Source organism: Streptomyces sp. NPDC018026, assembly GCF_044327745.1.
Lineage (GTDB): Bacteria > Actinomycetota > Actinomycetes > Streptomycetales > Streptomycetaceae > Streptomyces > Streptomyces rubrogriseus.
The window spans coordinates 133,171-156,030 of record NZ_JBIRFY010000003.1; the positions used below are offsets into that span (position 1 = coordinate 133,171).

General features: G+C 74.5%; 21 protein-coding genes. 5 read left to right on the forward strand and 16 right to left on the reverse strand.

Annotation, left to right across the window (positions count from 1 at the left end; genetic code table 11):
- Positions 1-4 precede the first annotated feature (4 nt).
- Positions 5-988, forward strand: coding sequence for an aldo/keto reductase (locus ACH4D3_RS10730; protein WP_398319332.1), 984 nt, complete (start codon positions 5-7; stop codon positions 986-988).
- Positions 989-1,015: 27 nt separating this feature from the next.
- Here the strand turns inward: ACH4D3_RS10730 and ACH4D3_RS10735 are convergent, their stop codons facing one another.
- Positions 1,016-1,408, reverse strand: a complete 393-nt coding sequence (locus tag ACH4D3_RS10735; protein ID WP_398319335.1) for a hypothetical protein — start codon at positions 1,406-1,408, stop codon at positions 1,016-1,018.
- Positions 1,409-1,640: 232 nt separating this feature from the next.
- Between ACH4D3_RS10735 and ACH4D3_RS10740 the strand changes: the two genes are divergently transcribed.
- Positions 1,641-2,066, forward strand: a complete 426-nt coding sequence (locus ACH4D3_RS10740) for a DUF6328 family protein (protein ID WP_202494010.1) — start codon at positions 1,641-1,643, stop codon at positions 2,064-2,066.
- 67 nt (positions 2,067-2,133) lie between these two features.
- On the opposite strand, the gene ACH4D3_RS10745 is transcribed toward ACH4D3_RS10740, so the two are convergent.
- The 10 genes from ACH4D3_RS10745 to ACH4D3_RS10790 all read right to left on the reverse strand — a co-directional run bounded on the left by ACH4D3_RS10745 (position 2,134) and on the right by ACH4D3_RS10790 (position 15,131).
- Positions 2,134-2,562: an SsgA family sporulation/cell division regulator gene (locus ACH4D3_RS10745; protein ID WP_398319338.1), complete on the reverse strand. Its 429-nt coding sequence runs from the start codon at positions 2,560-2,562 to the stop codon at positions 2,134-2,136.
- 94 nt (positions 2,563-2,656) lie between these two features.
- The gene (locus tag ACH4D3_RS10750) at positions 2,657-3,634 is read right to left on the reverse strand and encodes an LLM class F420-dependent oxidoreductase (protein WP_398319341.1); all 978 of its coding nucleotides are present in this window, start codon (positions 3,632-3,634) and stop codon (positions 2,657-2,659) included.
- Between the two features lie 57 nt (positions 3,635-3,691).
- Positions 3,692-5,323, reverse strand: a complete 1,632-nt coding sequence (locus ACH4D3_RS10755) for a serine/threonine-protein kinase (protein WP_398319344.1) — start codon at positions 5,321-5,323, stop codon at positions 3,692-3,694.
- Between the two features lie 168 nt (positions 5,324-5,491).
- A complete protein-coding gene (locus ACH4D3_RS10760; RefSeq protein ID WP_398319347.1) occupies positions 5,492-6,451 on the reverse strand; it encodes a threonine/serine dehydratase in 960 nt (319 codons plus the stop codon).
- Between the two features lie 30 nt (positions 6,452-6,481).
- A complete protein-coding gene (locus ACH4D3_RS10765; protein WP_398319350.1) occupies positions 6,482-7,159 on the reverse strand; it encodes an AIM24 family protein in 678 nt (225 codons plus the stop codon).
- Positions 7,160-7,170: 11 nt separating this feature from the next.
- A complete protein-coding gene (locus ACH4D3_RS10770; RefSeq protein WP_398319353.1) occupies positions 7,171-8,475 on the reverse strand; it encodes a CAP domain-containing protein in 1,305 nt (434 codons plus the stop codon).
- A gap of 91 nt (positions 8,476-8,566) precedes the next feature.
- On the reverse strand, positions 8,567-11,533 hold the full coding sequence (locus ACH4D3_RS10775; protein WP_398319356.1) for an AAA family ATPase: 2,967 nt from the start codon (positions 11,531-11,533) through the stop codon (positions 8,567-8,569).
- A gap of 81 nt (positions 11,534-11,614) precedes the next feature.
- Complete coding sequence (locus ACH4D3_RS10780) at positions 11,615-11,968, reverse strand: UBP-type zinc finger domain-containing protein (RefSeq protein WP_398319359.1); 354 nt, start codon at positions 11,966-11,968, stop codon at positions 11,615-11,617.
- Positions 11,965-13,458, reverse strand: a complete 1,494-nt coding sequence (locus ACH4D3_RS10785; RefSeq protein WP_398319362.1) for an ATP-binding protein — start codon at positions 13,456-13,458, stop codon at positions 11,965-11,967. The genes ACH4D3_RS10780 and ACH4D3_RS10785 overlap by 4 nt, the downstream gene beginning before the upstream one ends.
- On the reverse strand, positions 13,455-15,131 hold the full coding sequence (locus ACH4D3_RS10790; RefSeq protein WP_398319365.1) for an FAD-dependent oxidoreductase: 1,677 nt from the start codon (positions 15,129-15,131) through the stop codon (positions 13,455-13,457). The genes ACH4D3_RS10785 and ACH4D3_RS10790 overlap by 4 nt, the downstream gene beginning before the upstream one ends.
- Positions 15,132-15,341: 210 nt before the next feature.
- Between ACH4D3_RS10790 and ACH4D3_RS10795 the strand changes: the two genes are divergently transcribed.
- Positions 15,342-16,214, forward strand: coding sequence for a universal stress protein (locus tag ACH4D3_RS10795; protein ID WP_398319368.1), 873 nt, complete (start codon positions 15,342-15,344; stop codon positions 16,212-16,214).
- 16 nt (positions 16,215-16,230) lie between these two features.
- Here ACH4D3_RS10795 and ACH4D3_RS10800 read toward each other — a convergent pair whose 3' ends face one another.
- The 3 genes from ACH4D3_RS10800 to ACH4D3_RS10810 all read right to left on the reverse strand — a co-directional run bounded on the left by ACH4D3_RS10800 (position 16,231) and on the right by ACH4D3_RS10810 (position 18,929).
- Positions 16,231-17,463 (reverse strand): DUF4032 domain-containing protein, encoded by a 1,233-nt coding sequence (locus tag ACH4D3_RS10800; protein WP_398319371.1) that lies wholly within the window; start codon positions 17,461-17,463, stop codon positions 16,231-16,233.
- A gap of 9 nt (positions 17,464-17,472) precedes the next feature.
- Positions 17,473-18,219 carry an MBL fold metallo-hydrolase gene (locus ACH4D3_RS10805; RefSeq protein WP_398319374.1) on the reverse strand — a complete coding sequence of 249 codons (747 nt, stop codon included), beginning with the start codon at positions 18,217-18,219 and terminating at the stop codon, positions 17,473-17,475.
- A 77-nt stretch (positions 18,220-18,296) separates the two neighbouring features.
- A complete protein-coding gene (locus ACH4D3_RS10810; protein WP_398319377.1) occupies positions 18,297-18,929 on the reverse strand; it encodes an alpha-ketoglutarate-dependent dioxygenase AlkB in 633 nt (210 codons plus the stop codon).
- Positions 18,930-19,077: 148 nt separating this feature from the next.
- On the opposite strand from ACH4D3_RS10810, the gene ACH4D3_RS10815 reads away from it, so the two are divergent.
- Both ACH4D3_RS10815 and ACH4D3_RS10820 read left to right on the forward strand, forming a co-directional pair.
- Positions 19,078-19,701, forward strand: a complete 624-nt coding sequence (locus tag ACH4D3_RS10815) for a TetR/AcrR family transcriptional regulator (RefSeq protein WP_398319380.1) — start codon at positions 19,078-19,080, stop codon at positions 19,699-19,701.
- Positions 19,702-19,739: 38 nt separating this feature from the next.
- Positions 19,740-21,413, forward strand: coding sequence for an FAD-binding dehydrogenase (locus ACH4D3_RS10820; protein WP_398319383.1), 1,674 nt, complete (start codon positions 19,740-19,742; stop codon positions 21,411-21,413).
- A 33-nt stretch (positions 21,414-21,446) separates the two neighbouring features.
- Here ACH4D3_RS10820 and ACH4D3_RS10825 read toward each other — a convergent pair whose 3' ends face one another.
- Positions 21,447-21,800 (reverse strand): DUF488 domain-containing protein, encoded by a 354-nt coding sequence (locus ACH4D3_RS10825; protein ID WP_398319386.1) that lies wholly within the window; start codon positions 21,798-21,800, stop codon positions 21,447-21,449.
- A gap of 120 nt (positions 21,801-21,920) precedes the next feature.
- Positions 21,921-22,823: a LysR family transcriptional regulator ArgP gene (locus tag ACH4D3_RS10830; RefSeq protein ID WP_398319389.1), complete on the reverse strand. Its 903-nt coding sequence runs from the start codon at positions 22,821-22,823 to the stop codon at positions 21,921-21,923.
- Positions 22,824-22,860: the final 37 nt, after the last annotated feature.

Genomic DNA, 22,860 nt, shown 5'->3' on the forward strand with positions numbered 1-22,860 from the left:
CGCCATGGACGAGCGCACTTTCGGCAGGTCGGATCAGCACGCGTCGGTGATCGGCCTCGGCACCTGGCAACTGGGTGCCGACTGGGGAGACGTCGACGACAAGCAAGCCCTCGCGGTGCTGGAGGCGGCGGCCGAGTCGGGGGTGACCTTCTTCGACACGGCGGACGTCTACGGCGACGGCCGCAGCGAGCAGACCATCGCGACCTTCCTGGCGAGCAGGCCCGACCTGCACGTCATGGTCGCCACCAAGATGGGCCGCCGGGTCGACCAGATCCCGCAGAACTACGTCCTGGACAACTTCCGGGAGTGGAACGACCGCTCACGGCGCAACCTCGGCGTCGACCGCCTCGACCTGGTGCAGCTGCACTGCCCGCCGACGCCCGTCTACTCCAGCGACGAGGTGTTCGACGCGCTGGACACCCTCGTCGAGGAGGAGCGCGTCGCCGCGTACGGCGTGAGCGTCGAGACGTGCGCGGAGGCGCTGACCGCGATCGCCCGGCCGAACGTGGCGAGTGTCCAGATCATCCTCAACCCGTTCCGCATGAAGCCCCTGCGCGAGGTCCTGCCCGCGGCCCGCGAGGCCGGCGTCGGCATCATCGCCCGGGTGCCGCTGGCGTCCGGCCTGCTGACCGGCAAGTACACCAAGGACACCGTCTTCGCGGCCAACGACCACCGGAACTTCAACCGGCACGGCGAGGCCTTCGACCAGGGCGAGACCTTCTCCGGCGTGGACTACGCCACCGGGGTGGAGGCCGCCGCCGAGTTCGCCGCGCTCGCGCCCGAGGGATACACCCCGGCCCAGCTGGCGCTGCGCTGGATCGTCCAGCAGCCCGGCGTGACGAGCGTGATCCCGGGCGCCCGTTCGCCCGAGCAGGCCCGCGCCAACACGGACGCCGCCCGGCTGCCGGAGCTGTCCGAGGACACCCTGGCCGCGATCCGCGACCTCTACGACCGGCGCGTCAAGGACCAGGTCGAGGGCCGCTGGTAGGCGGCCGACGGGTGAGCGGCCCCGGCCTCACGGCACCAGGAGCAACTGCCGCTCCCGCTCCTGGTCGCCCGAGGCCGCTCCCTCGCTGCGCGCGGTGAAGGCGCGGGACAGCGTCTCGCTCGCCGCCTCCACGGCCTGCGGCGTGCCCTGGACGGTGACCGTCACCGGTGCGGACAGCGCGCCGCCCGTCGTGCGCGCCGCCGAGGACGCGTCCGGGGCGTGCGGCCTGGACGGGGCGTGCGGCCTGGACGGGGCGTGCGGCGTGGACGGGGCGTCGAAGGTCGCGGTGTGCACCGTCGCCCCCTCGTCCGCGGGCCGGCCGTCGGGAGCGCCGAAGACGCCCTCCAGCGCGCGGACGACCGCCCGCGCGTCGTCGATGCCGCCGCCGTCGAGCGTCACGGTCAGCTGACTGTCGGACATCCTTCGCCCTCCTTGCCGCGCTTCGGTCGGTCCCGGCCCGTGTAACCGCCCCCCGATCACCCAAACCGGGCGTCACCGCCCCGGCCCGGCGCCTGAGTACCGGGATCCCGGGAACAGGGAAGAGGACGCAGGCGACGGGCACCGGGAGGACGACGTGAGGGACGCGGAAGCGGCTGAGGGCTCGGGCCGGCGCAGGGGCCGCAACGAGACCGAGGAAGAGCGTGCCGACCGGATGTGGACCGAGCTGATCCAGGAGGTCCGCGTCGCGCAGATGGGCGTGCAGATCCTGTTCGGCTTCCTGCTCACGGTCGTGTTCCAGCCGAAGTACGACACCCTCTCGGACACCGATCAGATGATCTACCTGATCACGGTGGTCCTCGGCGCCGTGACGACCGGCGCCCTGATCGGCCCGGTGTCCCTGCACCGCCTCGTCTCCGGACGCCGGGTGAAACCCCAGGCGGTGCGGTGGGCGTCCCGGCTGACCGTGCTCGGCCTCGTGCTGCTGCTCGCCACGACGGCCTGCTCGCTCCTGCTGATCCTGCGGGTCGCGACCCACGACGGCTTCGTGCCCTACCTCGTCACCGGCGTGGTGCTCTGGTACCTGCTGTGCTGGTTCGGGATCCCGCTGTGGACCCGGCACCGTCACACGGCACGCTGAGGCGCCCAAACCTCAGGGCGTCCGGGCCCCCGCCCGGCGGACCCGGGGCCCGGCCGGACCGGGCGGTTCAGCCCTCGGCGGTCAGCTCGGCGAGGAAGTCGTCGACGCGCACCTCTTCCCGGCCCGGCCGGACCACCGCGTGGGTCTCGCGCAGGAAGGCCTCGACGGCCGCGGCCCACACGAACACCACGGCGCGGTGGCGCTCCCCGTCGGCCCGGTCGTCGCCCAGCAGCTCGATGCGCAACTCGTCCCACATGCCGCGCGACTCCGGCCGCAGCCGCACGTCGCCCACGCCCACCGGCCGGGTCAGCCCCTCGGCGACCATCTCCCGGTCCAGCGTCCAGCGGGCCAGCACCCGGCCGTCGTGGCTGAACACCGCCGTGAGGGCGAACGGGTCCGCCGCGTCGTACGCGAGGTGCGCGAGCACCGGGAACCGGTCGGCGGCGGCGCCCGCCTGGAGCTGCACGACCAGGGTCTTGTGCACGACGGTGTTCACGGGGGGCCTCCAGGAGGACGGACGTAGAGCCCTCTAGTACCCCGCCCACCGGCAAGATGCTCAGTCGTCCGGGTGATTCGCCCGTCCCCGGGTCTCAGTCGCGCCCGAATGCCTCCCGCAGCGTGGGCAGCAAGGTCTTCTCCGACCAGTCCAGGAAGGCGGGTTGCGACTCGCCGCCGATCTGCACCAGGGCGACCTCGGTGAACCCGGCCTCGACGTACGGCCGTACGGCCGCCACGAAGGCGTCCGGGTCGTCGCCGCAGGGGATGGAGGCGGCGACGTCGTCGGGCGTCACGAACTGCGTGGCCGCCTCGAAGGCGTCCGGGTGCGGCAGTTCGGAGTTGACCTTCCAGCCGCTGCCGAACCAGCGGAACTGGGCGTGGGCCCGCTCGATCGCGGTGTCCCGGTCGGGGTCGTAGGAGACGGGCAGCTGGCCCACGCGCGGCTTGCCCCCGCCGCCGTGCCGGTCGAAGGCCGCCAGCAGTTCCGGCTTCGGCTCGGTGGCGATCACCAGGTCGGCGAACTCGCCCGCCAGTTCGCAGGAACGCTCGCCGGAGACGGCGATGCCGATGGGGGGCGCGCTCTCGGGCAGGTCCCACAGCCGGGCCGACTCCACGTCGAAGTGGGTGCCGCGACGGTTCACGTGGCCGCCCCCGAACAGCGCGCGGATGATCTCCACGGCCTCCCGGAGCATCTCGTGGCGCACGTCGACGGACGGCCAGCCGCCGCCCACCACGTGTTCGTTGAGGTTCTCGCCCGAGCCGAGTCCCAGCCGGAACCGGCCCTCCGACAGCAGCTGAAGTGTCGCCGCCTTCTGTGCCACCACCGCCGGGTGGTAGCGGAACGTCGGACAGGTCACGTACGTCATCAGCGGAATGCGCGAGGTCGCCTGCGCCGCGGCGCCCAGCACGCTCCAGGCGTAGGGCGAGTGGCCCTGCGTGCGCAGCCAGGGGAAGTAGTGGTCCGAGGTCACCGAGAAGTCGAAACCCGCCTCCTCGGCCCGCACCAGATGGCCGACGAGTTCCCGCGGGCCGGCCTGCTCGGTCATCATCGTGTATCCGATGTGTGCCATGGCGGCCGGGTCCCCGCCCGGCCCGAGGGAAAACAGGTGTGAACGGGGCGGAAGGGGTCAGGCCGTATCGTCCCGGAAGGTGCCGAGGAACGCGGCGAGCGCCCGTTCGTTGGCGCTGTCGCCCCAGTCGCCGGCCGGCGTCGTCCAGCGCAGCGAGAAGCTGCGTCCGCCGCCGAGCAGGAAGCCGCGGCCGAAGGTGCGGACCCGGGTGCCGTCGTCCCGGACCAGCCATTCCATGTCGGCCGCCGCGCGCCCCCGGTAGGTGGTCGCGCGGATCTCGCCGATCCGCCGGTAACCGTCCGAGCGCGCGAGGCCCGGCTCGACGTCGTCGCGCCAGACGGCGACCGGGTCCGCGCCCGCGCGCCTGCTGTAGGTGACGGCGAGCGTCCGGGCATCGCCGGTCGAGCCGAAGACCACCCGGTACGCGCCACCCGGCGCGCTCGCGGTGTCCAGGCGCCGCCAGCCCTCGGGCAGGGCGACGGAGAAGCCCTCCGGCGCGTCGTAGCGGCGGAACCCGGCCGGAGCGGCGCCGCCCGGCTCCGACGGCGAGGCGCTCGCGCTTCCCCGCCCGGCCGGGGAAGAGGGGGAGGGGGACACGGGAGAGGCCGGGGAGGCGGCGGCGGGCGCGGAGCCGGTGGGCCGGGCTGCCGTCGCCGAGGGGTGCTGCCGGGCGCCCGTGGCGGCACCGTCGCCGCTGCCGGGGAGTCCGTCGGTGACGGCGAGGGCCGCGAGGACGGCGACCGCGACCGTCACGACGGCCAGCGCGGTCCCGGCGGCCACGGTCCGCCGCGACCGGGCGCGACCCGCCGTCCGGGCGGCCGCGTACACGCCGCGCAGCCCGGGCCTGGTGGCCACCTCGGCCAGGGTGGTGCCGGGGTCCTCTGCCAGCGCCCGGGCGAGGGCCGCGCGCACCACCGGTCGGGTCAGCCGCTCCCGGGAGTTCTTGCGCAGCAGTCCCGTCACGGCCTGGGCGAGCGGACCGGCGCGCACCGGGGTGCGCAGCGGCAGCCGGTCCACCCCTTTCAGCGTCGCCTCGGGCCGGCCCCGGTCACGGAACGGCGGACGGCCCTCGACCATCGTGTAGAGGATCGCGCCCAGCGTCCACAGGTCGGCCGCGGGCCCGATCCGCTCGTCGCGGGCCTGCTCGGGCGAGGCGTACGCGGGGGCGGTCAGCCGTGGGGCGAGGGTGGCGCCGGCCAGTCCGAAGCCGGTGACGAGGACGGACCCCTCCTCGCGCACGAAGACCTGTCCAGGGCTCAGCTCGCCGTGCGTCACGCCGTGGGTGTGCGCCACCTCCAGCACCGCGAGCAGTTCCAGACCGACGCGCGCGGCCCGGGCGTAACTGAACGCGCCCCGACGGTCGAGGAGGTCACCGAGCGGCACCCCGGCGACCCATTCGGTGACCGTCCACAGCACGCCGTCCGCGACCACCGCGTCCAGCACCGGGGCGATCCGTCCGGGGCACAGCGACGCCATGGTCTCGCCGGTGCGGATCAGCCGGCCCGGGGCCCGGCGGGCGGCCTCACCCGCCCGGCCCTCCGGCAGGTCGATCCGCGTGACCAGGCACGGGAGGCCCGTCGTGGCGTCCTCCCCGGACCAGCAGACCCGGTTCGTCTCGCGCTGGACGACCTCGAACAGGCGGTAGCGTCCGGCGACCAGCTCGTGTGTGGAGACGTGCGCCCTGCCCATGGCCATCCCTCGCTCGCACCGCCGGTTCTTCGCTCGACCAGAAGTACGTCCAGGGCACCGGGGTGCGTTCAGCGACCGCGCGTCCCGGCCCCGTTTCTGACCCTTCTTCAAGAAACGGGGCCCGCTTTTCAAGAACCGGGGCTCGCCGGGTCCGGGCCCGGCCCCGCGTCAGCGCAGGCCGAAGCGGTCCGCCCACATCGCCATGTCGCCCACCGTGGCGTTGCCCCCGCACACCACGAGCCCGATCCGGGCTTCGTCCCCCACCCGCTCCACCACCCGCCGGGCCGCCGGGAGCAGACAGCCGGCGGCCGGCTCGGTCCACACCTTGGCGTGCTCGGCGAGCGCGAGGGAACCCCGCACGGCCTCCCGGTCGGGCACCACGAGCACCTCGGTGACCAGCTCCGCCACATGGTCGTACGTCAGCCGCGAGACGGACGGCGCGCTGAGCGTGGTGACGAGCGACGACAGCGGCACCGTGAGCGGCCCGCCCGCCGCGAGCGCCCGCGACATGGCCTCGGCGCCCTCGGTCTCCACGCCCCAGACCCGCACCCCGGGCCGCAGCGCCCGCAGTGCCGCCGCCACGCCCGAGATCAGCCCCCCGCCCCCGATGCTGACCAGCACGTCGGTGAGGTCGGAGGCGTCCTCGGCGAACTCCAGTCCCACGGTGCCCTGCCCCGCGACCACCACGGGGTCGTCGAAGGGGTGGACCAGGGTCAGCCCCTCCTCCCGGAGCCGGGTGACCAGCGCGAAGGCACTGTCCATGCCGTCGGTGAGCCGCACCAGCGCGCCCGCCTCCTCGGCGATCTCCACGGAACGGGCCGGCGCCGTACGCGGCATGACCACCGTGGCCTTCACGTCCAGGGCGGCGGCCATCACCGCCACCGCGATGCCATGGTTGCCGCCGCTGACCGCGACGACGCCCGCGGCCCGCTCGGCCTCGGTCAGGGACAGCAGCTTCGCCGTGGCTCCGCGCGCCTTGAACGAGCCGGTGCGCTGGAGCAGCTCCAGCTTCGCGGTGACCGGGACGCCGAGCAGCGCGGACAGGCCCGGGCTCGGCACGGTCGGCGTGCGTACGACATGTCCGGCGATCCGCTCGGCGGCGGCTTCGATCTCGGTGATCGCGATCAAGGCAGTCTTCCTTCCGGGGGAGGGCGGTGCTCAGTGCTGCTGCGGCTTCTGCGGGGTCGTCTCGCTCGGCCGTACCACGACGAAGCCCTCGCCCTGGAGCACCAGTTGCACGGCCTCGCCCGAACCGCCGCGCAGCATCGAGCCGATCGACTGCGAACGGTGCAGGGAGGTCGCGAGCCCCGCGGACCAGCCGACGATCGCGTCCGTGTCGACGTAGACCGGGTACTGGTGCGAGACCGGGATGACCAGCGGATCGCCCTCGCACACCAGGCCCAGCCTGCCGTGTCCGGTGAAGACGCTGTTGAACAGTCCGCCCCCGGCGATCCCCGAGCCCTTCACGGTGGCGATGCGGTACGACAACGACGCGTCGAAGCACAGGACGTTGCGGCCGTTGACCGTGAACTCGTCGCCCGGCTCCACCTCGACGACGAAGCAGTTCTGGGCCTCGTTGGCGAACCAGGCCTCGCCCTGTCCGCGCACCGCCATCAGCGGCAGTCCCTCCCCGGTGACCGCGCGCTTGAGCATGCCGCCCACGCCCTGGCCCTTGCGCTCGAACTGCAGACTGCCGCGGTAGGCGATCATCGCGCCCTGCCGGGCGAGCATCTCGCCGTTCACGGCGTAACGGATGCACTTGGAGTTCTCGACGGTCATGCCCGGCGCCGTGGCGGGCTGCACCATGTGCTCGCTGGAAAAGAGGTCACCCTTCATACCGTCATCCTTCAGCCACCGAAGAGTTGCGTCCAGTACGTGCCCGCCCGGCCGCCGCCGGCCAGCCCGACGCCGAGGTGGGTGAAGTCGGCCTTGAGGATGTTGGCGCGGTGTCCGGGGCTGTTCATCCAGCCCTCCACCACCTCGGCGGGGGAGCGCTGGCCGCAGGCGATGTTCTCGCCGATCGTGCGCCGTCGGGCACCCGCGGCGGCCGCCCGGTCCCACGGCTTGCCGCCGTCGGGGTCGGTGTGCGAGTAGAAGTCGCGGGTCACCATGTCCGCGCTGTGCGCCTGTGCCGCCGCGGTCAGCCGGGCGTCGACGGCCAGGGCGGGCAGCCCGGCCCCGGCCCGCTCCCGGTTGGTGAGACCGACGACCTCCGCCGTCGTGCGGGCCAGGCCGTCCGGGGTGAGCGGCACGGCCCACAGCGCGGTCCAGAACGTGTCGCCCGAGGGCCCGCCGGTGACGTACGCCCACCCGGCGTGCGTGTACGCGCTGTCGTGCAGGGTGCGCCGGGTGCGCTCGGCGCGCAGGCAGTACGCGACGAACTCGGCGGGCGTGCGCGGGCCCGACACCAGGTGCTCGCCGACCGTGAGGTACGCGAACCCGGCCGAGACGACACGCTGGTGGACCGAGACGCCGTCCCGGGTCTCGACGCTCAGCGTGCCCGCGGCGGCCATGGCGGCGGCGTGCGCGCGGGCCGCCGAGCGGAGCCGGGGATCGGTCCGTACGGCGGGCGAACCGGCGGCGGCACGGGCGGAGTTGACCAGGTCGAGGAACCCGTCGGCGTCGGCACCCGGGGTGGGAGGTTCCGGTGCCGTGCCCGGCTCCGGCGGCGCGTCGTCGGTGACCTGCACGCCGAAGTCCCGGGCGAGACCGGCGAGTCCGTCCGCGTACCCCTGCCCCAGGGCGCGCAGCTTCCAGCCCTCGCCGCGCCGGTAGAACTCCACGAGCAGCAGCACGGTCTCCCGCCCGGGGCGCGCGGGGGTGAACCGGGCGATGGCCCGGCCGCGGGCGTCGGTGACATGGACCGTGGGGGAGGGGAGCGCGCCGAGCGGGGTGCCGGGGTCCGACGGGCTGACCGCCACCGTCACGCGGGCGGCGCCCGGCCGCAGCCGCGCCGGATCGACGGTGAGCGTGTCGTCCCGCAGCCTCGCGCCGGGCGCCTCCGGCTGGTTGTAGAAGACGAAGTCCGCGTCGCCGCCGACCTTGCCCCCGGCGTCCGTGACGAGCGCCGACACGTCGAAGCCGACGGGCACCCGTACGCTCACGGGGCCGCCCGGCAGGGGGACGTTGCCCCCGGGGACCAAGTCGCTCATCGTGCCGTCCTGTGTCGTGGTGCGCGCTCCGGGCGTGGATGTCGGTGCCGGGTCAACGTCCGCCGGGCGGCCGGGGTTCCCCGGGCCCGCCTCAGTGCGACGACGTCGGCTCCGGGGCGACCAGGCCCTGCCGGTGGGCGACCGCGACCGCCTCCGTACGGCTGGCCGCGTTCAGCTTGGCGAGGATGTTGGACACGTGGACGCTCGCCGTCTTGGCGCTGATGAACAGCTCCTCCCCGATCCGGCGGTTGCTGTGCCCCAGCGCGAGCAGCCGCAGGACGTCCTGCTCGCGGGCGGTCAGCACCGCGGCGCCCGCCCCGGCCCGGGCCGTGCCCCCTAGCCGGCCCCGGCGGACCAGGTCGTCGACCCGCTCGCGCAGCACCGTCGCGCCGAGCCGGTCGGCCTCCCGGCGAACGCTTCCCGCCTCGGCGGCCGCCTCCTCGCGGCGGTCGGCCGCCAGCAGGGCGTCGGCCAGCCGCAGCCTGCACCGCGCGCGTTCGTAGGCGTCGCCGTACGTGAAGGCGGCCACCGCCCGCTCCCAGGCCGCCGGGTCCGGTGCGGGTCCGGCGACCCGGGACCACTCGGCCTCCGCGCGCGCCAGCCACGCCTGGCCCTCCGGGCCCTGCGGGACGTCGTCGTAGCCGTGCCCGGCGGACCAGCGGGCGTCGGCCAGCAGCTCGGCCGCCGTCTGCGACCAGCGGGCCACCCCGGAGTCGTCCCCGGCCCGGCGCAGCTCGGTCACGGTGTCGGCGACCGCGGACAGCGCGAGGGTGGCCAGCCGCAGGGTCACGGTGGGCCGGGAGCCCGCCTCGGTGAGCGCCTCGACGCTGGAGCGCATCCACCGCACGGCGTCCTCCGCGTCCCCGCGCAGCGCCGCCGCGTCGGTCAGCACGACGCCCGCGACCATGCGCGCCATCCAGTCGAACGGCCCGTTCAGCAGGGCCCGCGCCCGGTCGGCCGCCCCCGAGTCGCCGCGCGCCAGTGCCACGTACAGCCCGGGTCCGAGGGCGTGACCGTCCACGGCCGGGCGCTCCCCGGCGTGCTCGGCGGACTCCCGCAGTACCTCGTCCCAGTGGCCCAGCGTGTACCGCACGAGCAGCCGCAGGTACCGCATCTCCCGCGGGTACGGCGAGGACAGCAGCCCGGCACGACGGGCCCGGTCCAGTCCCTCGGACGCCCAGGGCAGGCACTCCTCCAGGTCTCCGGACTCGAAGCAGCCGATGGCGAGGTTGAACAGCGCCCGCAGCTCCACGGGCGCGTTGCCCGCCCGCCGCGCCAGCTCGCGCGCCTCCAGGAGCCGCTCCCGGCCCTCGGGGGTGGAGCGGTTCCGGCCCTCCAGGCTCGTCAGCGAGATCAGCAGGTCGGCGCGGGCGTCGGTGACCGCCAGCTCCTCGGCGGCCCGCAGCGCCCGGCGGGCCACCCGCAGCGCCGTCTCGTTCTCCCCGACCTGGCGGGCCGCCGTCACATGCGTGGCCGCCGCCCACACCCACGTCGACGAGGGCGGTTCGGCGGGGATCAGTCCCAGCGCCTCGCTGCTGTAGGCGTACGCGGACTCCAGGTTGTCGACGCTCAGCAGATTGCCGGCCAGCGTGTAGCGGACGCGGGCGGCCAGCTCCAGGTCCGCGTCCTGGCCGAGGCCGGCCAGCGCGGAGCGGGTGAGGGAGACCGCGCGGTGCAGCTCACCGGCGTGCACGGCGGCCGCGGAGGCGCGCAGCGTGAGCGTCACCGCGTCCGGTCCGGCAGGCCGCGCGCCGGCGTCGACCGCCGTCCACAGGTCCAGCGCCGCCTCGACGTGCCGCAGCTCCTCCGCGGGCGCGCCGACCCGCTGGGCGTGGTCGGCGGCCTCCAGGGAGGCGGCGAGCGCCTCGGGCGGGTCGTGGCTCTCGCGGTAGTGGTGCGCACGCTCGGCCGCGCTGTCGGACCGGCGCTCGGGACCGGCCAGCAGCCGGGCGAACGCGCCGTGCAGCCGGGCCCGTTCACCGGGCAGCAGATCGGCGTAGACCGCCTCCCGTGCGAGGGCGTGCCGGAAGGAGTAGGTGCCCCCGTCGCCGGAGACCAGCAGCTGCCGCTCCACCGCCTCGCGCAGCGCCGACTCCAGCTCCTCCTCGGGCAGGCCTACGGCGTCCCGCAGCAGGTCGTGACCCACCCGGCGGCCCGCCACGGCCGCGGTGCGCAGCACCTGCTGAGCGGTCTCGGACAGCTGCTCGAACCGGATGAGCAGCACGTCGGCCAGGCCGCTGGGGACGCCCCCGGCCGGCGCGTCCGTGGCGGCGACCAGCTCCTCGGCGTAGAAGGCGTTGCCCTCGGCCCGCTCCACGATCCGGCGCACGGTGCTGTCCGGCAGCCGCTGCTGCCGCAGCGAGCGCACCAGCCGGGCCACGTCGGCGTCCGGCAGCGGCCGCAGCTCCAGCCGCTCCACGCCGGGCAGGCGCACCAGCTCGGCCAGCAGCGGGCGCAGCGGATGGCGGCGGTGCAGGTCGTCCGCCCGGTACGAGGCGAACAGCGCGAGCCGGTGGCCCGGGGCGCCGCCCGCCGGGCGCTGCAGGACCCCCCGGCCGAGCAGGAACCTCAGCAGGTCCCGGGAGGACTGGTCGGCCCAGTGCAGGTCCTCCAGGACCAGCAGCAGCGGTGCGACGTCCGCCAGATCGGTCAGGAGGGCGGCCACGCCCTCGAAGAGCCGCAGCCGTGAGGGCGCGGCGTCGGTCCCGTCGTCCGGCCCGCCGCCGAGCAGCCGGTCGGCCACCGGATGCCCGGCCAGCACGGCGGCGAAGCGCTCGTCGGCGGCGAGCAGGCCCAGGATCTCGGTGAACGGCAGATACGGCAGCCCCACGTCGCCCAGGTCCACGCAGTGACCGGTGAGCACGGTCGTCCCGGCCGCCGCGGCCCGCCCGGCGGCCTCGTCCAGGGTCCGGGTCTTGCCGACCCCGGCGTCCCCGGCGACGAGGACCGCGCGGGCCTCACCGGCGCGGGCTCGTTCCAGTACGCCGGTGAGACGCGCGAGTTCGTCCTCGCGGCCGACGAGCGGGCTGGTGAGTGAGGTCTGCGGCACGCCGCCCATCCTGACACGCCGGTCCGGCGGCGGGCTTCCGGGTTTCGGGGCCCGGCCGCCGGCCGGAAGGCCGGGAAGCCCGTCGCCGGGTCAGCGGTGAAGCGCGCTCGCCCAGTCGGCCGGGACCCGGCCCGCCGGGCCCGGGGACGGCTGGTCGGCCGGGTGGCTGCCGGGCGGGGCGAGGGCCGGGCCCGACTCGCGCACCTCGCTGGTCGCGTAGTCCCAGTACCACTCCTCGCCCGGCTCGAAGCTCTGCACCACCGGGTGCCCGGTGGACCGGTAGTGGCCGGTCGCGTGCTGTCCCGGCGAGCTGTCGCAGCAGCCGACGTGGCCGCAGCTCGCACAGCGCCGCAGGTGGAACCACCAGCCGCCGACCGCGTCGCACTCGGCGCAACCGGTGCCGCTCGGCGGGACGGTGGGATCGATTCCGGTGTCGCTGCTCATACGGGCTCCTCGGTCGGAACGGTCGGATCGGTCGGGTCGGTCGGCTCGGTCGGGTCGGGTTCCGCGGCGGTGAGCGGCAGGAGGACCTGGAAACGGGTGTCGCCCGGCACGGACTCGACCTGGAGGCTGCCGTGGTGCTTGTCGACCACGATCCGCCAGGAGATGTCCAGCCCGAGCCCGGTGCCCTCGCCCACCGGCTTGGTGGTGAAGAACGGGTCGAAGACGCGCTCCCGGATCTCCGGGTCGATCCCGGTGCCGGTGTCGCGGAACTCCACCAGCAGCCGGTCGTGGTGCAGCGCCGTCCGCACGGTCAGCGTCCCCTCGCCGCCCGCGTCGTTCACCGCGGCGACGGCGTTGTCGATCAGGTTGGTCCACACCTGGTTCAGCTCCGCCGGATAGGCCGGGACCCGCGGCACCGTGCGTTCGTACTCCTTGACGACCTCGATCCGCGGGCCGATCTTCCCGGAGAGCATCAGCAGGGTGCTGTCGAGGAGTTCGTGGACGTCGACCGTCCGGTAGGGCGCCCGGTCGAGCTGCGCGTACTGCTTGGCCGCGTCCACCAGGTGGGAGATGCGGGCGGTGGAGTCCGCGATCTCGTTCATCAGCAGCTCGGTCTCGACCGTGTAGTTGAGCCAGCCGACCGCTCCCGGCAGGATCTCCTCGTCCACGGCCGCCGCGACCTGCTCGAGCCACTCGGTGTCCAGACCGGCCTGCACGAAGGTCGGCGCGAGCTGCCAGCCGTGCTCGATGCCGTGGTCCGCCAGCCAGTCGCCGAGGTCGTCCTCCCGGTCGGCGGCCTCCAGCGGGCTGAGCGAGGGCGCCTTGGCCACCCGCTCCGCCGTGCGCTCCTGGATCTCGATGAGCCCCGCGAGCGCCTCGCGGGAGAACGGGCCCTCGGCGATCACGGCGAGCTTGTGCCGCATCTTCGCCACCCGCTCCCGCAGCGTCGAGGTGGCCCGTACCGCGGCCGCCGCCGGGTTGTTCAGCTCGTGCGTGAGTCCGGCGGACAGCGAGCCCAGCGCCAGCAGCCGTTCGCGCTGGCCGATGGCGCGCTGGGTGTTCTTGGAGCCGAAGAACAACCCCTCCAGCAGATGCACCGCCATGGGGAACCACTCGCGCATGACGGCCGCGAAGGTGTCCGCCGGGAGCACGAAGAACCGTGTCGGCGCGGTGACGCGCATCGAGTTGTTGTAGACCTGCGGCACCCGGTCCCCCACGTACGCCTGCATCGCGCCCGCGTACACCCCGCGCTGCGAGGTGCGGTTGGTCTCCACCTCGTCCCCGCCCACCCGGCGGGTCAGCACGACCGTCCCCTCCAGCATCACGTAGAAGCAGGTGGCGTCCTCGCCCTCGGCGTACACCGGACCCGGTTCGAACAGCTCCACCCGGCCCTCGGCGCACAGTCGGCCCAGCTGCTCGGGCGTCAGCTTCTCGAACAGGAACAGCGTCCCGATCTCCTCGGGGCTGCACGGCATCGGCCGCCCGCTCACGACTGCTCCAGGTACCGGTGGACGAGCATCACGGCCATGGCTCCCTCTCCTACGGCGGACGCGACCCGCTTGGCGGACTCCGCGCGGGCGTCGCCCGCCACGAAGACCCCCGGGACGCTGGTCTCCAGGTGGTACGGCGGCCGGTCCAGCTCCCAGTCGGCCGGCGGCCGCCCGTCGGGCGTCAGATCGGGCCCGGCGAGGATGAAGCCCCGCTCGTCCCGCAGCACCGTGCCGTCCAGCCAGTCGGTCAGCGGGGCCGCGCCGATGAACACGAACAGCCACTGCGCGTCGACGAGTTCGGTGGCGCCGCTCGCCGTGTCGCGCAGCGTCAGCCGCTCCAGGTGGCCGTCCCCGTGCGCGCCCTCGACGAGCGTGCCGCAGCGCACCCGGATGTTGGGCATCTCCTCGATCTGCTGGATCAGGTAGTACGACATCGACGCCTCCAGGGAGCCGCCGCGCACCAGCAGGGTCACCGACTTGGCGCCCCGGGCCAGGTACATCGCCGCCTGCCCGGCCGAGTTGGCGCCGCCCACGATGTACACGTCGTGGCCCTGGCAGGCGGCCGCCTCGGTCAGCGCCGAGCCGTAGAACACCCCGCAGCCGGCCAGGTCCTCGGTGCCCGGCGCGGTCAGCTGCCGGTAGGACACGCCGGTCGCCAGGATGACGCTGTGCGCGGCGATCGCCGAGCCGTCCGAGAACCTCACGACGCGCGCCGCGCCGTTCGCCTCCAGGCCGGTCACCTCGCGCGCCGTGAGGATCTCGGCGCCGAACTTCGCCGCCTGCCGCCGGGCCCGCTCGGTCAGCTGCCCGCCGGACACGCCGTCGGGGAAGCCCAGGTAGTTCTCGATGCGGGAGCTCTGCCCGGCCTGACCGCCGGTCGCGGACCGCTCCACCAGCACCGTGCGCAGCCCCTCCGAGGCCCCGTACACGGCCGCGCCGAGCCCGGCCGGGCCGCCGCCGATCACCACCAGGTCGTAGAAGTCCGAGGCGGGCGTGGTGGCGAGGCCCACCCGCGCGGCCAGGTCGGGCGCCTCGGGCTCCACCAGCGGGGTCCCGTCCGGCGTGATCACCACCGGCAGCCGCTGCCCGTCCTGCCCGGCCGCGGACAGCAGCCGCCGTCCCTCCGGCTCGTCCGAGGAGTACCAGCGGTAGGGCACCTGGTTGCGGGCCAGGAACTCCCGGACCTCCGAGGACCGCGCCGACCAGCGGTGCCCGACGACCTTGGTGCTGGGCACCGGACGGTGGTCGCCGGTGCGCCAGGCCTGGAGCAGGTCGTCCAGGACCGGGTACAGCTTCTCCTCGGGCGGGTCCCAGGGCTTGAGCAGGTAGTGGTCCAGGTCCACCACGTTGATCGCGTCGATCGCCGCGTTGGTGTCCGCGTACGCCGTCAGCAGCACCCGCCGGGCGCCCGGGTACACGTCCAGGGCCTGTTCCAGGAACTCGATGCCGTTCATCTGCGGCATCCGGTAGTCGGCCAGGATCACGGCCACCAGGTCGCCGCGCAGTTTCAGTTCACGCAGCGCGTCGAGCGCCGACTCGCCGGACTCCGCCCGCACGATCCGGTATGTGGCGCCGTAGCGCCGCCGCAGGTCGCGGGCGACGGCGCGGGACACCCCCGGATCGTCGTCCACGGTCATGATGACGGTCCGTGTCTCCGCGTCGGCCTGTGCCATACGTCCCCCACGTCGAGCGGCCGGATTCACGGCACGGCGTCCCCGTCACCGCACCGGCCTGCGGCCATCGTATGTTCGATCGCGGGTCCTCGCTCGGGCGGCCGTGAGCGGGCCGCGGGCGTCCGTCCGCTCCCCCCGCGCGGCCGTGCGGACGGCTTGCGGAAGACTGGGCTTTGAGAACGACGTTCCCGCGACCCAGGGAGGACCCGCATGACGCGCCCGATCACGGCAGGCTCGGACGGTTCGGAGGAGAGCCTGGCCGCACTGGCCTGGGCGGCGAGGGAGGCGGTGCGCCGCGGCGTGCCGCTGCACGTCGTGCACGCCTGGCGGTTCCAGGGGCAGGGTGTGGCCGGTGCGGTGGACCGGGAGACGCAGGAGGGGTGGGCGCGGGACGCCCTCGCCCGGGCGGTCGGCACCGTCGCCGAGCGCCATCCCGGTCTCACGGTGACCACCGACGTCCGCGAGGGCGACGCCGTCGCGGCCCTGCTGGCAGCCGCGGCCGACGCCGAGACGCTGGTCCTCGGCTCGCGCGGCCACGGCGCGGTCGTCGGCTTCCTGCTCGGCTCGGTGGGCCAGCAGGTGATCGCCGAGGCGACCCGGCCCGTCGTCCTGGTCCGGGCCGGTGACGAGGCCGCCGCCGAGGCCGGGGGCCGCGAGGTCGTCGTGGGCCAGCAGGGCGAGCCGGAGGACAGCGCCGACGTCATCGGGTTCGCGTTCGAGGCGGCCGCGGCGCGAGGTGCCACCGTGCGTGCCGTGCGGGCCTGGGCCCTGCCGACGGTCTTCACCTACAGCCCCGGCTCGATGGCCCTCGCGGACGAGGCCGGAGGCCTGGAGCAGTACGAGCGCAAGGCGCTCGGCGAGGCGCTCGCACCGTGGCGCGAGCGCTTCCCCGACGTCCCGGTGGTGGAGCACGTGGAGATGGGCAGCGCGGGCCAGGTCCTGCTGACGGTGTCCGCCGACGCCCAGCTGATGGTCGTCGGCCGCCGCGCCCGCCGTACGGCCGTCGGGGCCCGGATCGGCTCCGTGGCGCACGGCGTGCTGCACCACGCAACGTGCCCGGTGGCGGTGGTCCCGCACACGTGAGCGGCCGCCGCGCCGCTCAGTCGGCGGTGGGCTGCAGGGTCTCCCGGGCCCTGGGCAGGATGTTGACGAGGTAGTCCTCGACGGCCGAGTCCAGGCCGATGTCGTGCTGGGCCCGCTCGGAGAGGTACCAGCGGTGCTCCAGCAGCTCGTGGTAGATCTCCGCCGGGTCCATCGCGCCGCGCACTTCCACCGGCACGGCGCGCACGGTGGGCCGGAAGACCTCGCGCACCCAGCGGTGGGCGAGGACCTCCGGGCGGGCGCCGAGGGGGTCGCCCGGGGCGTAGTCGTCCTGGGTGGCCATCCAGCTCTCCAGGTCGTTGAGCAGCCGCCTGGCCTGGTTCTCCTCGGCGTCCAGGCCGGTCAGGCGCAGCAGCTGGCGCTGGTGGTGGCCGGCGTCGACGACCTTGGGCACGAAGGTGACCGTGTCGCCGTTGGAGGCGTGCTCGATCTGCATCTCGGCCACGTCGAAGCCGAGGTCGTTCAGCCGCCGGATGCGGCGCTCGATGTAGTGGTACTTGCCCGCCGGATACACCGAGGTACGGGTCAGCTCCTGCCACAGGCTCCGGTAGCGGGCGCAGATCTCGGCGCCGAACTCGACCGGGTCGACGGAGGGGTGCAGCGCCCCCGAGGCCTCCAGGTCGAGCAGTTCGCCGCTGATGTTCACCCGGGCGAGGTCGAGGTCGTAGTCGCGCTGCCCGTCGCTGAGCCGCGGATGCAGATCGCCGGTCTCGGCGTCGACCAGGTAGGCGGCGTAGGCGCCCGCGTCGCGCCGGAAGAGCGTGTTGGACAGCGAGCAGTCCCCCCACGCGAACCCGGCCAGGTGCAGCCGGACCAGCAGCACCGCGAGGGCGTCCATCAGGCGGTGCATGGTCGCCGGGCGCAGCGTCGTCTCGAACATCGACCGGTACGGCTGCGAGCCGCCCAGGTGCCGGGTGACCAGCACCGGCTCCAGCGCGGCCCCGGCGGCGTCCGTGCGGCCGGTGATCACGGCCAGCGCGTCCACCGCCGGGATGGCGAGCCGGTCCAGGTCGCGCAGCAGCTGGTACTCGCGCAGCGCGGGCCGCTCGGCCAGCTCCTTGACGGCGATCACCTCGTCCCCGGCGCGCGCGTAGCGGACCACGTGCCGGGAGATGCCGCGGGGCAGGGGCACGAGGTACTCCTCGGGCCACTGCTCCAGCGGCAGCTGCCAGGGCAGTTCGAGCAGGAGCGCGGGATGCTCCGGATTGGTGGCGCTGATCTGCAAGGCCATGTCCCGACTCTAGAACGCCCGTTCCCGGGCCAGGCCCGCGGCGTCCTTCACCGGCCCCCGGTGCAGCGGACCGTGGCCCGGCAGCAGGACGTCGCCCTCCAGAGAGGCGATGACGTCGAGCGAGGCGACCGCGCCCGCCCGGTCGTGGTGGAACAGGTCGGGCAGCAGCTGCGGTCCCTCGATCCGGGAGATGGCGTGGCCGCTCACCAGCGCGTCCCCGGAGATCACCACCCCGGCGTCGGGGAGGTGATAGACGCAGTGTCCGTCGGTGTGCCCGGGGGTGTGCACCGGTACCGGCCGGCCGGGCAGGTCGAGGGCACCGTCCGCCGGGAAGCCCGCGGGCGCGGTCACCGGATGCTGCTCGGTACCGCCGGTGCGCAGCACGTGCGCCATCCACGGCAGCACGCCGGGGCGCCAGGCGTTGCGCAGCACCGTGCCCACCGACACCTGCTGGAGGAAGTCGCGCCGGGCGTGCGGCACCTCGGCCTCGTGCAGCAGGACCGGGGTGCCGTGGGTGGCGCGCAGGTACTCGGCCGAGCCCAGGTGGTCGTTGTGGGCGTGGGTGATCAGCACGGCCGCCACCGCCTCGGGCGAACTCCCGACGGCGGCCAGGGAGTCGAGCAGCGCCCGGCGGTCGCCGGGGTAGCCGGTGTCGACGAGGGTCACCGCGTCGCCGTCGGCGAGGATGACCCAGTTGGTGTTGCCGCCGTGCACCAGGTAGGTGCCGTCGGCCACTTGCCGTACGTCCGCGCTCATGGTCTCCCGCGTTCCAGGTCGGTGGTCCCCGCGCGGGACAGCCAACCAGAAACCGGGCGCGGGCGGTCGCCCGGCCCTCAGCGCACGCCGTGCGGGCGGAACTGGACGCTGATGCGGGGCCCGGCGGCGCGGGTGCTCTTGGGGACGCAGTGCTCCCAGGTGCGCTGGCAGGAGCCGCCCATCACGATCAGGTCGCCGTGGCCCAGCGGGCGTCGCACCGTCTCGCCGCCCCCGCCCGCCGGGCGCAGCAGCAGGTCCCGGGGCGCGCCCACCGAGAGGATGGCGACCATCGTGTCCTGGCGCGCGCCGCGGCCGATCCGGTCTCCGTGCCAGGCGACGCTGTCCCGGCCGTCGCGGTAGTGGCACAGGCCCGCGGTCGTGAACGGCTCGCCCAGCTCCTCGGCGTAGTGGGCCGACAGGGCGTCGCGCGCCTCGGCCAGCAGCGGGTGCGGGAGGGCGTCGCCCGCGCCGTAGAACGCCAGCAGCCGGGGTACGTCGACGACGCGCTCGTACATCTCGCGCCGTTCCGCGCGCCAGGGGACCTCGGCGGCCAGCCGCTCGAACAGCGCGTCGGCGCCGCTCAGCCACCCGGGGAGCAGGTCGATCCAGGCTCCCGGGCCGAGGCGGGTGCGGCGCAGACCGTCGAGCGGGCTCAGCCGGACCTCGTCGGTCTGGTCGAAGAGCGAGCCCTGGAGGTGGTGCGTGGTCATGGGACCAGCGTACTCCCCATTCGAAAATGTGTTCTACCGGTGACGTCGCCGTCGTCGGCCGTCCTTCGCGGTCGTTGCGTGACCGGCTCTTTCGATACGCCGGTGTATCCGATACATTCCCGTATCGAACCGAGCGAGGGGTCCGGGCATGACGGCGAAGGCGACCACCGGGCGGGTGACCAGGCGGCGCGTGCGCACCCGCGCGAACCTCCTGGACGCCGCGTTCGCGGTGTTCGCCGCCAAAGGCTTCGGACGGGTGTCGATCGAGGAGGTCTGCGAGGCCGCCGGATACAGCCGGGGCGCCTTCTACTCCAACTTCGGCAGTCTCGACGAGCTGTTCTTCGCCCTCTACGAGCAGCGGGCCGACCTGATCGCCGAGCAGGTGACCACCGCCCTCGCCGCCGACGGCCCCGGCCTCGACGTGCCCGCCGCCGTGGAGCGCGTCACCGAGGTGCTGCTCCTGGACCGGGACTGGCTCCTGGTGAAGACGGACTTCCTGGTGCACGCCGCCCGCGACCCGGAGGTCGCCCGGACCCTGCTGGAGCACCGGGCCCGCCTCAGGCGGGCGATCGCCGACCGGCTCGCCCGGGCCCGCGGACACACCGCCCTGCCCGCCGCGCCCGGCGACGCCGAGGAGGCCGCGCACGCCGTGGTCGCCGCGTACGACGGGGTCACCACCCAACTGCTCCTGGACCGGGACGTCGTCCGCGCCCGGGTCCGGCTGGGACAACTGCTCACCGCGCTGCTCACCGACGGCAGCACGCGTCACTGACCACGGGGTCACCGACACAACAGGAAGGGACGGTCGCCATGGATGCCGACGTCATCGTGGTCGGAGCGGGTCTGGCGGGCCTGGTCGCGGCCCACGAGCTGACCAGCCGGGGCAGGCGGGTCGCCCTGGTGGACCAGGAGAACGCGGCCAACCTCGGCGGGCAGGCCTTCTGGTCCTTCGGCGGCCTCTTCCTCGTCGACTCCCCGGAGCAGCGGCGGCTCGGCGTCAAGGACTCCCTCGACCTGGCCTGGAACGACTGGCAGGGCAGCGCCGGATTCGACCGGACCGAGGACGAGGACTCCTGGGCGGTGCGCTGGGCACGGGCGTACGTCGAGTGGGCGGCGGGGGAGAAGCGGTCCTGGCTGGCCCGGCACGGCATCACCTTCCTGCCCACCGTCGGCTGGGCCGAGCGCGGCGACCTGAGGGCGGGCGGCCACGGCAACTCCGTACCCCGCTTCCACATCGCCTGGGGCACCGGCACGGGGGTCGTCGAGCCCTTCGTGCGGTACGCGAAGCAGGCCGTGCGCGACGGACTGCTCACCTTCCACCACCGCCACCGCGTCGACCACCTGGTCGTCGAGGGCGGCACGGCGCGCGGGGTGCGCGGCACGGTCCTCGCCCCGGACGACTCACCGCGCGGCGTCGCCTCCAACCGCGAGGCGGCCGGAGAGTTCGAACTCACCGCCCGAGCCGTGATCGTCACCTCCGGCGGCATCGGCGCCGACCACGGCATCGTCCGCCGCCACTGGCCCGAGCGCCTGGGCACCCCGCCCGCCGAGATGGTCACCGGCGTCCCCGCCTACGTCGACGGACGGATGCTCGACATCAGCGCCGAGGCGGGCGCCCGCCTGGTCAACCGGGACCGGATGTGGCACTACACCGAGGGCGTGCGCAACTGGGACCCGATCTGGCCCGGCCACGGCATCCGCATCCTGCCCGGACCGTCCTCGATGTGGTTCGACGCGCTGGGCCGCCGGCTGCCCGAGCCGTACCTGCCCGGCTACGACACCCTCGGCACCCTGCGCCACCTGCGCACGGCCGAGGGCCTCGCGGAACACGACCACTCCTGGTTCGTCCTCACCCAGAAGATCGTCGAGAAGGAGTTCGCGCTCTCCGGCTCCGAGCAGAACCCCGACATCACGGCCAAAGACCGCGCCGGCTTCCTGCGCGAACGCGTGCTGGGCAAGGGAGCGCCGGGCCCGGTGGACGCGTTCCTGCGCCACGGCGCCGACTTCGTGACCGCGCCGAACCTGGAGCAACTGGTGGAGAAGATGAACCGGTTGACCGGCAAACCCCTGCTGGACGCCGCGGCGCTGCGGCGCCAGATCGAGGCCCGCGACCTCCAACTGGCCAACCCCTACGCCAAGGACGCCCAGGTGCAGGGCATCCGCAACGCCCGCCGCTACATCGGCGACCGACTCGGCCGGGTCGCCAGCCCGCACCGTCTCCTCGACCCGGCGGCCGGCCCGCTGATCGGCGTCAAGCTGCACATCCTCACCCGCAAGACCCTCGGCGGCATCCAGACCGACCTGGACTCCCGCGCCCTGGACGCCGACGGCGCCCCGGTCGAGGGCCTGTACGCGGCCGGTGAGGTGGCGGGCTTCGGCGGGGGCGGGGTGCACGGGTACAACGCGCTGGAGGGCACCTTCCTCGGCGGCTGCCTGTTCTCCGGGCGGGCGGCGGGCCGGGCCGCGGCGCGGCAGACCGCCTGAGCGGGGGACCCGCCGGACGACCGTTCCGCGCCCTCACCCCTCGTCGAGGAGCCGGAGCAGCACGGCGGCGTGGCTCTCGCCGGGCGACCTGGCCGCGGTCAGCAGCGTCACGCCGCCCGCCTCGGCCAGCTTCCGTACCCGGTCGAGGAGTTCGCTCGCCGCCGGGGCGCTCAGCTCCGCCTCGTACCGGCGCGCGAACTCCTCGTACGTGCCCTCGCCCGCGTGGTACCAGCGGCGCAGCTCGGTCGAGGGGGCGAGTCCCTTGGGCCACTCGTCCACCCGCGCCGCGTCCTTCGACACGCCCCGGGGCCACAGCCGGTCCACGAGGACGCGCACGCCGTCGTCCGGCTCCGCCGGATCGTAGACCCGGCGCACACGCACGTTCATGGCGGTCCTCCCACGGCCGACGGTGCCCGCGCCAGGTTACCTCCGGCGCGGGCACCGCCCCTGAACCGGGCAGGTCCGGCAGACCGCCTTGGCCCGCTCGGTCCGCAGAGCGGCCGGCGCCTACCGGCTCAGCGCGTCGGCGGCCGCCGTCACCACCGCGTCCGCCACCGTGGCCAGCGCCGGGGAGTCGAGCTTCCACTGCTGCCAGTACAGCGTGACGTCCACCGCGAGGTCCGGCGCGAAGGTGACGAGCCGGCCGGTGGCCAGCAGGGGTCCGGCCTGCGGCTGCGGGACCATGCCCCAGCCCAGCCCGGCGGCGACCGCCTCGACGAAGCCCTCCGAGGTCGGCACGTAGTGCCGCGCGGCGCTCGCGCCACCCAGACCGAGCCGGCGCGCGAAGGAGTCCTGGAAGTCGTCCCGCCGGTCGAAGACCACCACGGGGGCGTCGGCGACGGCCTCCCGCGGCGGCGCGTCCAGCTGCCGGGCGGCGAACTCGGGGGCGGCGCAGGGGAGATAGCGCATCCGGCCCAGCGTCCGGACCGTGCAGCCCGGCACCGGTTCCGGCGACGACGTCACCGCCGCCATCACCACGCCCTCCCGCAGCAGCGTCGCCGTGTGGCCCTCGTCCTCGCGGCGCAGTTCGAAGCAGAGGGCGGGCTCCCGGGGGATGCGGGTGAGGGCGGGCAGGAACCAGGTCGCCAGCGAGTCGGCGTTCACCGCCACCGTCACCCGGGTCGGCTCGCCCTCCCCCCGCAGGCCCAGCTCGGCCGAGGCGTCCCGCTCCAGCCGCGCCACCTGGCGGGCCAGCCGGACCAGCACGGCTCCGGAGTCGGTCGCCCGTACCGGCTTGGTGCGCAGCAGCAGCACCCGGCCGGTGCGCTGCTCCAGTGCCTTCACCCGCTGGCTGACCGCGGACGGCGTCACGTGCAGCGCGGCGGCGGCCGCGTCGAAGGTGCCCTCGTCCACGACGGCCAGCAGGGTGCGCACCTGGTCCAGCGGCAGATCAGCCAGGGTCGGCGTCATGTCGTCATCACACTGGCTAATGATACGTAAGAATCTT